Here is a 9,676-nt window from a genome sequence, read left to right on the forward strand (position 1 = left end):
CCATTGGTGAAAATGAACTTGCGGCCCGGCAATTGGCGGATCGCGGCACCGAGCACCGGATCGGGCACCAGCCAGGAATAGTCGATGTCGTGCACCTTCTCGAGGAAGTCGTCGGGGTCGATGCCGTGGCGCGCCATCAGCCCGTTCAGCGTCGTGCCGTACTCCAGGTAGAGCTCTTTCTGCAGCTTGCGCGCCTCCTCGCGCGAGAGCGTCAGCAGCTCGCCGACATAGGCAGTCATCTTCACGTCGATCTGCGCGAACAGGTTCGAGTGATGCGGATAGAGCGTGTTGTCGAGGTCGAATACCCAATCCGTGACATGGGCAAAACGGGCGGGCTCGGGTGTCGTCGTCATGGCCTCCTTATGGCATGCGGACGCGGAGTTTATCCACAACTTCCGCGCGTCTTGCGTCGTGAAAATGGCGCCTCGCTTCAAATTTTAATCGTCCCGGAAAGGTCACCTTCAGCGCTTGCTGGCACAGAGGCAGTCCGTTGGGAGACAGCGATGAGTCGCATAATCTTGAAGTCCGCAGTCGTCGCGTTCGCTTCGGTCGCTGTCTCGCTCTTGTTGACGCTGGTTGTGGTCCCGGCCATGGGCTTTCCGATCAGCCGCACCGTCTGGCTTACGGCCACGGTTTGCCCTTTGATTCTCGCCTGGATTGCCAGCGTCGGCACCTTCTGGCAAAGCGACCGGCTGAAAAATGCGCATCGCGAGCTTGCCCGCGCGCATGCCCAGCTCGCCGCGGCCCACAGACGCCTGTCGGAGAAGGCAAGCCGCGACGACATGACCGGCATGCTCAACCGCGAGACCTTCTTCGCCGCGCTCGACGGTTCCCGGCGCAAGGCCGATCGCGGCGCCCTGCTGATCATCGATGCCGACCACTTCAAGACCATCAACGACAATTACGGTCACCTGACCGGCGACGATGCACTGCTTCTGATCGCCGGCGCCATCGAGCGCGGCGTGCGCAGCGGCGATGTGCTCGGCCGAATCGGCGGCGAGGAGTTCGCCGCCTTCCTGGTTGGCGCCACCGAACCGGAAGCAAGGCGCGTGGCCGAGCGCATCCGTCGCGAGGTCGAACTGATCCGCTTTCGCCCCGTCGACGAGCGGACCGTGCCTTTGACGGTCTCGATCGGCGGCATCACCTGTGGCGAGAGCGCCACCGTGTCGGAGCTGATGCGCGCCGCTGACCGCAGGCTCTACGAGGCCAAGCATCGCGGCCGCAACCTGTCCGTTCTCGATCGCGATCTTTCGGAAGCCGCCTGAGGGCTTGCGGCTCTTCGGCACGACCATGGCGCGGAAGAATCTCGGCCGCGTGCGCATCGCCGACTGGATCGGCAATGGTGGCGATTATCCGACTAATGAGGAGACGGCGGGCGCTCGCCTGCCGGCTGGGCGATCACCTCGGCCAGGTGATCACAGTCTGAACCCCGAAAAGGCAGGCGGCGCCGGAAGTGGAATCGGCGCCGCCCTGGCGCGCCTTTGGGGGTCGGATTTACAGTCCGAAAACGGCGACCCGCACCAGCACGGCCGCGGCGGCAAGTGCCACCAGCAGGATGCCGAGGCCGATGGGCGAGCCCCAGCCATACCATTCCATGGCCAGCTTGGCGTATCTGTACTCCTCCTCATGCGAGAGAGGGGGGCGCTGTTGAATCAAGCTCATTGTTCACTCCTGTCGGCGACTTTGCCCTTGCTTCGCAAAGGGTGGCATCGCATATTGATACGATAGTCTGAATGTTAGACAACTTGATAGTTAGATGATCGAACTAAATTCGTCAAGCATGAATCGTGCTGAGATGACGGCGGCCGTCAGCCGTGCCGTCATGCGCTGGCAGGACGCGACGCAAGCCTATGACGAGGCGGTCGGGGAGCGGCTTGGGCTGATCGCGGCCGAGCGGCATTGTCTGGGCTTGCTCTATGCGGGGCGGCAATCGGCCGGCGCCGTGGCGGCGGCGACGGGGCTGACGCCGGCAGCGGTGACGGCCTTGATCGACCGCCTTGAGGCGCGTGGGCTCGTTACCCGAACCCGCAGCCTGGAAGACAGGCGCAAGGTGGTGATCGAGGCGACCGACCTGACCAGAGAACTTTCGGAGCGCTACTATGGCGCCATCGCGCGCGAGGGCGAGAAAGTGATGGCGGCTTTCAGCGCCGCCGAGTTGGCGACCGTGCTGCGCTTCATCGACGCCGCGCTGGAGCTGCAAAGCGAGCAGTTGGCGAGGCTCAAGGCCGAGCCGGCTTCGGCCGGCTGATGCCCGAGGGACCGGACACTGGCGGCTTGCTTCCGCAAACCCAGAGCGGCTCAGTCGCCTTTTAGCCACCGAACCGCTCTGACGGCCGGCTGGGCGAAAGCCGGACCCCGAAGCGCGCCGCACCGAACGATTTCGGGCTCGCGCATTTTGGTTCAATGCCTAGACCGTGGCGGGGTCGAGCGCCGGCTGACCCTTGAACCGCGTGACGATCCCGGCGAGGTCGTCGCCGGCGAATGCATCGCGCAATGCGTCGAAGGACGGCAGCACGAAGTAGGCGCGCTGGAACTTGTCGATCTCGTAGCCGGTGCGCATCACCGTCTCCAGGTCGAACGGCACATGATGGGCGTCCTTGCTTTCGACCGCGAATTGCAGCTCGGTGAAAGACGACATCAGTCCTGCGCCGAAAGCCTTTACCGGCTGGCCGGCTTCCTGGATGAGGCCGTATTCGGCGCTGTACCAGTAGAGCCGGGTGATCATCTCGTCGCCGCCCAGCGCGATCATGTCCTCGGCCTTCTCACCATACATCTGCATGAAATCGGCGAACACCGGCTGCGTCAGGATCGGCACATGCCCGAAGAAGTCATGGAACATGTCCGGCTCGACGATGTAGTCGAGTTCCTGCCTGGTCCGCAGCCAGTTGGTGACCGGGAAACGGCGGTTTGCGAGATGGTCGAAGAAGGGGCCGGCGGGGATCAGCCCGGGCACCGCCACGATTTCCCAGCCCGTGAGCTTGCGCAATTTCTCGCTGATGGCGTCGAAATCCGGAATCTTGTCGAGCAGCCCGAGCGTCGCGACGCCGTCGAGATAGGAACGGTGCGCCAGCCTCTGCGTCAGCTTCGTCTGGCGATCGCAGAGCGTGCGCCACACTGCCTGCTCGTCGGCGGAATAGTCGTAATGCTGAGCCACTGTGAAGTCGGCGCGGCACACCGAATAGTCGCCGCGAAGGCCTTGCGCCGCGCACTCGCGGGCATAGTCGGCAACGCTGATCGTCATTTCTTCCTCCTGAAAAATCGTCGGTTCCCGGATGGTGGCGTCATCGTAGCCGCGGCTCGTGAGGCAAATCAGCCTTCTTTGTAGCCACGCGAGGGATTTTGAGGTAAACTCCGCTCAAATTTAAACGTTTAGGAGGGAAAATGCCTCAGTTGGACGAGTTCGAAATAAGAATGCTGGACACCCTGCAGCGCGACGGGCGCAAGGCCGTGTCGGAACTCGCGCAGGAGATCGGCCTGTCGACCACTCCCTGCGCTCGGCGCTTCGAGGCGCTGCAAGGCGCCGGCATCATCAAGGGCTTTGCCGCCGTGCTCAGCCGACGCGCGCTGGGGCTGACGGTCGAGGTGTTCATCCAGGTCCGCCTGGTGAGCCACAGCGACGGCTCGCCGGAAAGCTTCATCGCCGCCGTGCAGCGCATGGACGAGGTCTCGTCCTGCTGGACGATGACCGGCGACCACGATTTCCTGCTGCATGTGATGGTGCCGTCGGTGGACGATCTCAATGCTTTCGTCATGCACCGACTGATGCGGCTGCCCGGCGTCCGCGACGTCCATACCCAGCTTGTGCTGCAGAACATCAAGGGGCCAGGCCACGTGCCGCTCAGCCATCTGCGGCGGTAATCGTACCCGAAACGGTTCTCCGCAAAGAACGGCCCGACAATGTGGTCGGAGCGAATCTACTTCGGGACGATTTCCCCGATATCAACTGAAATTAAGGTTACACGAACCTTAACAAAAGACGCGCTCGGAAATTTACGCAATGTTTCGTGCGTCGTCTCTTGCGATCTGGAGAAAGTGTGACCATGCATTATTCGGTAACTCACGATTGTTGCATGGAATCCTTAGCGGGTCGCTGTGCCGGTGCAATCGCATGATCCGTTTACCGGCGGTTAGCAACATTAGTGTCTTATAATGAACCAGGCTTGCCTTCGTCCTTCCGTAAGGACTTGACGGACTTCGCTTGCTCGAACCCGTTCATGCGGAGGATGATCGCAAAGGAGCATTGCATGCAACTGACGGAGGACGTGGCTCAGAGGGTCACTGAAGCGATTTCACGCCCGCCGTGGAAATCCGCCGATCCGACGCTTTTTGCGATGCTGCTGCAGAAGAACGCGGATCAGAATCGCAAGGTCGTGCGCTGGGGCATAGCGGCGGCCGTGTTGAGCTACATATGCTACGGGGCCTTCGACTGGTTCCTTTTCCCGGACATTGCCGACCGTGTGATTCTGACGCGCCTGACGTTGGGATTGACCTTCCTGGTGCTTGTCGAACTTGTTGCTCGACGCGATTTTGCCGTCACCACTCTGCACTACGTTGCTGCTCTGGCGATCGTGGCGGGCGCGATCGGATGGCTGCTGTCGGCCCTCGGAACGACGCATCAGGAGGCGCTGTCCCATTTCATCATCTTCGGCACGGTTTTCATTCTCGGTGCCAACCTTTTCTTCAACTTCCGGCTATGGCTCTCGGCGCTGTCGTCCGCAACCGTGACAATAGCATTCCTCGGCGCCACGCTGTTCTTGCTTCAAGCCGATCTTGGCACCCGTCTGGTGCTTGCAACCTATTTCGTGAATTGCCTTGTTTTGTCGCTTTATCTGTCATGGCGCCTCAGCATGGAGCGCTACCAAACCTTCCTGCATGCCCTTCAGGCGCAGATCCAGGAGCAGGTCGCCATCGAAAATGGTCAAAAGCTCATCGAGATCGCAGACACCGACCCGCTTACCGGGCTTAAGAACCGCAGGGCGATCACCCGAGAATTCGCGGAGTTGTGCAAGGAATGGGCCAGGGACAATGACGAAATAGGCGTCATTCTCGTGGACGTGGACTACTTCAAGCGGTTCAACGACCGGCTCGGCCATCAGGCCGGCGACGACTGCCTGATCGAGCTTGCCCGAGCCTTCGACGAGACGGCGGCGTCCAATCACGCCATCGCGGGACGGTACGGCGGCGAAGAATTCGTCGTGCTCTGCAAGGTCGCCGGACCGGATCACCTGCGCGAGGTGACCCATCAATTCTGCCGGGCCGTCGAGGACTTGAACATCTCCCATCCCGATCGGGACGATAAACTCAACATCGTCACCATCAGCGCTGGCGCCTCGTTGACGCGCGCCGATCAAAGCATAGAGCTTCGGATCTTGTTGCAGGAGGCCGATCGCGCGCTTTACGCCTCCAAGTTTTCCGGTCGCGCGACCTTCACCATCTATGATGCGCAGGCCATCGATCAGAAGCGCGCCAGCCAGAATCTTTCGGAACTGCTCAAGCAAGCCGTTTCGGAGGGACTGGTCTCCGTGGTCTATCAGCCGATCTGCGATGCGATATCCGGCAAGGTGCTTGGCCATGAGTCGTTGATGCGGCTGCGCGACTTCGACGGCAGCGTGATCAGCCCGTCCGTGTTCATACCTGTCGCCGAGCAGACCGGCGGGATCGAGGAACTCGGGATGTGGGTGATCGATCGGGCTTGCGGCGACATGGTCGAGCACGGATTGGGATCGGTCGTGTCCGTGAACGTCTCGGTCGTCCAGCTCAAGGCTCCGAATTTCCCACTTCACGTCACCGAGATCCTTGGTCGCCACGGCATGGCGCCTCAGAGGCTGGCGCTCGAGGTCACGGAAGGCAGCGATATATCCCTGGAGGCGCAGGCCGCCAGAAGTATCGAGCAGCTTCGAACCTTGGGCGTTCAGATCTGGCTCGATGATTTCGGAACCGGATTTGCAGGTCTGGCCTGGCTCCGTCGTTTCAAGTTCGACGTCGTCAAGATCGATCGCAGTTTCTTGCACGATTGCCAGACGGTTCGAGGCCTGAGCCTGTTGCAGGACATGGTCAGACTGCTGCGCAATCTGGGCCATACGGTCCTTGTCGAGGGTGTCGAGACGAAAGAGCAGCAGAATTTGCTGCAGCACATGGGCATCCAGTCGATCCAGGGCTTCCTGACCGGACGTCCCGTCCCGATCGAAGAGATCATGCAGGCCAGGCAGGACCTCGTCGCTTAACTCAAAGCAGTGCGGCAGGAATGTAGGGCGGCGCCATCTCGGCGAAACGAGGACGCCGCGCGATGCATCAGAAAGCCGGGCCGCTGCACGGCCCGACTTGAAAATCCGGATGTGAAGCGGCTCCGCTACCGCTCCATGGCGGGCGCCGCGAAATCCACGCGTTTGCGGATCTTGCCGTAGACGATGTTCCTATTCGATCCGTAATAGACCTCGGCTTCGACGCGGTTCTTATCCACCGCGGCATTGATGATGTCCCACATGTCGCCGGCCGATCGCAGGATGAGCGGCCAGTCCATGAATGTTTCCATGTACCCGTCGGTCGTGATCTCGTCGCTGAAATTGGCGAAGAGGAATTCGCCGTCCGGCTTGACCAGTTCCATGGCGCGCTGCAGCAGCCGTGCGCCGACCGGAAGCGGCAGGTAGTCATACAGCCCGGAAGCATAGACGAGATCGAATGTGCCAAGCGGGTAGGCGCGCCGCAAAAGACCGCGCACGGATCCGTCCACTGCTTCCACTGCCGTACCGGTGAGGTCGCGGTTGACCGTGCCGACGCTCACCGGGTCCTGGTCGAGACCGATCCAGCGCTTTAACCTTCTCTCGGCGAGCGCCTTTGAGAGTTCGGCTTCCCGCAAATGGCCGCAGGCGATTGCCAGCACCTCGGCGTTTTCTACCCGGGCAGCCGTTTCGTCGACCGTTTTGGCCAGTATCTCGCGGCGCTCGCGCCCCGCCACCGAGCTTGCCGCTTCGCTCGTATAGGCAAAGATCTCGCGGCCGAGTTCGCTCGACGATGCCACGATCTCGTCGGCGCTCGGGTGCTTGTAGTAGATGTCCAGCAGCGTCGCGTCGCCCGAATAGCCGCGCGGCTTTTCGAAGGACCAGCGCGTGAACGGATCCTGCTTCAGGTAGGCCGCCACGCGGTGCTGCTGAGCGAGCGGGATCAGTTCCTGCCAAAGAGCCGGAGCGACCTCCCGGCGCAGTTCATGCAGTCGACCCGCCAGGCGCTCGACGATTTGCCCTGCGGGCTCCTGGCGCGCGAAAGCCTGATGAGCGAGGTCCAGCACCAGGGCGAGCTGGGCCGCCCGCGCCTTGAGCTCGGCGGCGTCGACCGCCTCCGCGGACGCCGCCTTGTGCTTCTTGATCAACGTCGATGTGATGAGGCTCGCCTCATCGATTTTCAGATCGGGATTCAGCGCCATATGGGCATTTCCTTGTGGTCCCCCACCGACAATTATAAATGCTTAGAGTTTTAATAAAAGTTTAGGGTCAACTGCATTAGTTTCTGCTAATACTCTCCTTGCCGAAGGTTTGAAGCGCCGAAAACCAGAGCTCGATCGAGCTGCGCAACGCGCACGTCCTTAACCTTTTGTTATGCACTGGGCTGACGCCGTCTCCCGCTCTGCGCGACGTTTCGGGTGTGCCCATCAAATCTGTGGGAAAGCTGCATCGAAACTGCTGAACCGCGCCCAGGCGGCTTCGACATCGCCAAATACGACCGGCGGACCGACGCAACGGAGGTCCGCCATGAACATCGTGCTGGTCAACCCGCCGCATACGGCCATCGGCAGCCGCGTGCCCGACGATCACCTGCCGCCTTTGGGTCTGCTGGCGATCGGCGGTCCGCTGCTCGATGCCGGCCATCGGGTGCGCCTGGTCGATGCGGAGTTCGGGCCGATGCCGCTTTCCACGCTCGTCGATGAGGCCCTGAGCGATAATCCGGATTTCGTCCTGATCGGCCATTCCGGCTCGACCTCGGCGCATCCGACCGCGCTGCGGATCGCGGAAATGATCAAAGCCCGCGCGCTAGGGGTCGTCATCCTCTATGGCGGCGTCTTCCCGACCTATCACTGGCGCGACGTGCTCGCCGCAACGGACGTCTTCGACTTCATCGTGCGCGGCGAGGGTGAGGCGACCGCGCTGGCGCTGGTCGAGGCGCTGGAAAGGCGCCGGCCGGTGTCGGGTGTCGCCGGCATCGCCTATCGCGACGATTGCGGCCGACCCTTTGCGGCGCCGCCTGCGATGACGATTACCGATCTCGACGCCTGCCGCATCGGCTGGGAGCTGATCGACCATGGCCGCTACAGCTATTGGGGCGGCAAGCGCGCCGTGGTCATGCAGTTCTCGCGCGGCTGTCCGCATCTGTGCAACTATTGCGGCCAGCGCGGCTTCTGGACCCGCTGGCGACATCGCGATCCGGCCAGCTTCGCCAAGGAGATCGCCTGGCTGCACCGCGAGTATGGCGTCGAACTGGTCAATCTGGCAGACGAGAACCCCACCTCCTCGAAGAAGGCCTGGCGCGCCTTTCTCGATGCGATGATCGCCGAGAACGTGCCGGTTCTGATCGTCGGCTCGACGCGCGCCGACGATATCGTGCGCGATGCCGATATCCTGCACCTTTATCGCAAGGCCGGCGTCATCCGCTGGCTGCTCGGCATGGAGAACACCGACGAGGCCACACTGTCGCTGATCCGCAAGGGCGGCAGCACCAAGTCCGATCGCGAAGCGATCCGGCTGCTTCGCCGGCACGGCATATTGTCCATGGCGACCTGGGTCGCTGGCTTCGAGGATGAGGGTTTTCGCGATCTCTGGCGCGGCTTTCGCCAGCTCATCGCCTATGATCCCGACCAGATCCAGGCGCTCTATGTGACGCCGCATCGCTGGACGCCGTTCTTCCGCATCGCCAAGGATCGCAGGGTGATCCAGAAGGACATCCGGCTCTGGGACTACAAGCACCAGGTGCTGCATATGACCCGGCTGAAGCCGTGGATGCTGTTCTTCGCCGTCAAGCTGATCGAGCTTGCCGTGCAGTCACGGCCGAAAGCGCTGGCGCGCGTCCTTTTCCATCCGGACCCAGAGCAGCGGCATTCGATGCGTTGGTACACCAAGATGGGCCGCCGCGTCTGGTTCCGTGAGGTTTGGGGTTTTCTGGTGCGGGACCGCCGCGTGGCCGCGGGCCCGACGCTTGCCGAATTCTGGGGCGCGCCGCAGGACGCCGATGAGGAATCGATGGTCTTTCAGCACCCGGCGCGAAAGCCGACCCTGCCCGTCGCGGAAGATAAGCGGGTCGCGGAAAGCAGAAGGCTAGCCGGCTAAATAATCGCTACGGCACGATCAGCGTGCCGGCCCCGTGCTCGGTGAACAGCTCGAGCAGCACCGAATGCGGCGTCTTGCCATTGAGGATGACCACGCCCTCGACGCCGCGCTCGATCGCCTCGATGCAGGTCTCGACCTTCGGGATCATGCCGCCCGATATCGTGCCGTCCTTGATCAGCGCCTTGGCCTCGGCCACCGTCAGCTCGTCGATCAGCTTCTTGTTCTTGTCGAGCACGCCCGGCACGTCGGTCAGGAAAAGCAGGCGCGAGGCGCGGCAGGCGCCGGCGATGGCGCCGGCAAAAGTATCGGCGTTGATGTTGTAGGTATGGCCGTCGCGGCCGGGCGCCACCGGCGCCATCGCC

The 9,676-nt window shown here is 62.2% G+C and carries 9 protein-coding genes and 2 pseudogenes; 6 read left to right on the forward strand and 5 right to left on the reverse strand.

Going from position 1 to position 9,676, the window contains the following annotated elements; translation table 11 throughout:
* Positions 1-353 (reverse strand): annotated as a pseudogene (locus EOA49_RS27250) (pyrimidine 5'-nucleotidase); the annotation flags it as partial.
* Positions 354-503: 150 nt separating this feature from the next.
* Between EOA49_RS27250 and EOA49_RS27255 the strand changes: the two are divergent.
* Together EOA49_RS27255 and EOA49_RS34160 are read left to right on the forward strand one after the other, a co-directional pair.
* Complete coding sequence (locus EOA49_RS27255; protein WP_067323795.1) at positions 504-1,265, forward strand: GGDEF domain-containing protein; 762 nt, start codon at positions 504-506, stop codon at positions 1,263-1,265.
* Positions 1,264-1,426 (forward strand): annotated as a pseudogene (locus EOA49_RS34160) (GMC family oxidoreductase); the annotation flags it as partial. The gene EOA49_RS27255 and the pseudogene EOA49_RS34160, both read left to right, overlap by 2 nt.
* Before the next feature lie 68 nt (positions 1,427-1,494).
* On the opposite strand, the gene EOA49_RS32855 reads toward EOA49_RS34160, so the two are convergent.
* Positions 1,495-1,662, reverse strand: a complete 168-nt coding sequence (locus EOA49_RS32855; protein WP_164746631.1) for a hypothetical protein — start codon at positions 1,660-1,662, stop codon at positions 1,495-1,497.
* A gap of 94 nt (positions 1,663-1,756) precedes the next feature.
* On the opposite strand from EOA49_RS32855, the gene EOA49_RS27265 reads away from it, so the two are divergent.
* A complete protein-coding gene (locus EOA49_RS27265) occupies positions 1,757-2,248 on the forward strand; it encodes a MarR family transcriptional regulator (protein ID WP_127239404.1) in 492 nt (163 codons plus the stop codon).
* A 159-nt stretch (positions 2,249-2,407) separates the two neighbouring features.
* Here the strand turns inward: EOA49_RS27265 and phhA are convergent, their stop codons facing one another.
* Positions 2,408-3,241: a phenylalanine 4-monooxygenase gene (gene phhA, locus EOA49_RS27270; protein ID WP_095799018.1), complete on the reverse strand. Its 834-nt coding sequence runs from the start codon at positions 3,239-3,241 to the stop codon at positions 2,408-2,410.
* Positions 3,242-3,381: 140 nt separating this feature from the next.
* Between phhA and EOA49_RS27275 the strand changes: the two genes are divergently transcribed.
* Together EOA49_RS27275 and EOA49_RS27280 are read left to right on the forward strand one after the other, a co-directional pair.
* Complete coding sequence (locus EOA49_RS27275; RefSeq protein ID WP_067003023.1) at positions 3,382-3,858, forward strand: Lrp/AsnC family transcriptional regulator; 477 nt, start codon at positions 3,382-3,384, stop codon at positions 3,856-3,858.
* 386 nt (positions 3,859-4,244) lie between these two features.
* Positions 4,245-6,224 (forward strand): GGDEF and EAL domain-containing protein, encoded by a 1,980-nt coding sequence (locus EOA49_RS27280; protein WP_127243458.1) that lies wholly within the window; start codon positions 4,245-4,247, stop codon positions 6,222-6,224.
* 125 nt (positions 6,225-6,349) lie between these two features.
* Here the strand turns inward: EOA49_RS27280 and EOA49_RS27285 are convergent, their stop codons facing one another.
* Positions 6,350-7,420 carry a class I SAM-dependent methyltransferase gene (locus EOA49_RS27285; protein WP_067323801.1) on the reverse strand — a complete coding sequence of 357 codons (1,071 nt, stop codon included), beginning with the start codon at positions 7,418-7,420 and terminating at the stop codon, positions 6,350-6,352.
* A gap of 325 nt (positions 7,421-7,745) precedes the next feature.
* Here EOA49_RS27285 and bchE point away from each other — a divergent pair, with 325 nt between their 5' ends.
* The gene (bchE, locus tag EOA49_RS27290) at positions 7,746-9,314 is read left to right on the forward strand and encodes a magnesium-protoporphyrin IX monomethyl ester anaerobic oxidative cyclase (RefSeq protein ID WP_127239402.1); all 1,569 of its coding nucleotides are present in this window, start codon (positions 7,746-7,748) and stop codon (positions 9,312-9,314) included.
* Positions 9,315-9,321: 7 nt separating this feature from the next.
* On the opposite strand, the gene argB is transcribed toward bchE, so the two are convergent.
* Positions 9,322-9,676 (reverse strand): acetylglutamate kinase (gene argB / locus EOA49_RS27295; protein ID WP_164749296.1); only part of this gene is annotated, 355 nt, incomplete at its 5' end.

Origin of the sequence: Mesorhizobium sp. M1A.F.Ca.IN.020.04.1.1, from assembly GCF_003997315.1 — a bacterium.
GTDB lineage: Bacteria > Pseudomonadota > Alphaproteobacteria > Rhizobiales > Rhizobiaceae > Mesorhizobium.